The sequence below is a fragment of the Isoptericola sp. NPDC055063 genome, assembly GCF_053608125.1.
The window spans coordinates 1-1,173 of sequence record NZ_JBSGUW010000031.1; the positions used below are offsets into that span (position 1 = coordinate 1).

General features: G+C 70.0%; 1 protein-coding gene. It reads left to right on the forward strand.

The window, feature by feature from the left end; genetic code table 11:
• Positions 1 to 1,114 (forward strand): discoidin domain-containing protein (locus ACWF41_RS21420; protein WP_452183234.1); only part of this gene is annotated, 1,114 nt, incomplete at its 5' end.
• Between the last annotated feature and the right edge of the window lie 59 nt (positions 1,115 to 1,173).

A 1,173-nucleotide genomic window follows, 5' to 3' on the forward strand; every position in this document is an offset into this window, starting at 1 on the left:
GGTGCTGCCGTTCGAGCAGCTGCGCCTCGCCTACGGCGACGATTTCTTCCCGGACTGGCACAAGGTGGTGCGTCAGCAGGCGGACGACCTGCTCGACCCGTACACCGAGAACGGCGGCTGGGACCAGGACGCCCGCTGGCAGAACGTCATCTACTCCACCAGCCTCGCCGCCGGCGCAGACCTGGCCGACTTCTGGGACGCCTGGGGCGCGGACGTGGCCGAGGCCACCCGCGACCGGATCGACGCCGCCGCCCTGCCCAACCCGCGCGTCGACCCGACCACCCTGCGCGAGTCCAACATCGACGAGCCCTACTACGACGACTTCCCCAAGGGCGGCCTGCCGGCCCGAGCATCCATCGGCGGCACCGACCTAACCGGCCTCGAGCCGGGCAAGGCGGGCGAGATCACCACCACGTTCGGCAACAAGCAGGCCTGGCCGGTCTACGACGTGTCGATGACCCTCGACCTGCCCGACGGCTGGACCGCGACGCCGACCACGGCCAGCACCTTCGAGTCCGTCGCCAAGGGCAAGTCCGTCACGACCACCTGGGCGGTCACCGTCCCCGAGGGCACCCCGCACGGTGAGCAGCCGCTGGCGTCCACCGCGACCTACTCCGAGTACGGCAAGTCCTACACGATCGACGCCGACGGCACGGCGATGGTGCTGCTCGACGACGCCATCGACTCCTCGACGCTGTCCGTCGCCGCGGTCAGCAGCGAAGAGACCACGAACGACAACGCGGGCGCCGCGAACGCCCTCGACGGCGACCCGTCGACCTTCTGGCACACCCGCTGGAACACGGACACCTACCCGCACTCGATCGAGATCGACCTCGGCCACACGTACGACGTGGCCGGGCTCGGATACCTGCCCCGCCAGGACGAGTCCAACTCACGCATCAAGGACTACGAGATCTACGTCTCGACCGACGGCACGAACTGGGGCGACCCGGTCGCGACCGGGCAGTTCACCACCGGGACCGACCTCACCCAGGTCCCGTTCGACGCCGCCACCGGACGCTACCTCAAGCTCGTCGGCCTCAGCAGCCAGAACGGCGCCGCCTTCGGCGGCGCCGCCGAGATCACCATCCACGGCACCCCCACCGACAGCTGAGAACGCACGACAACCTCCGCCGGTCGGACTCTGCCGAGCACCGCAGGGTCCGACCGGCG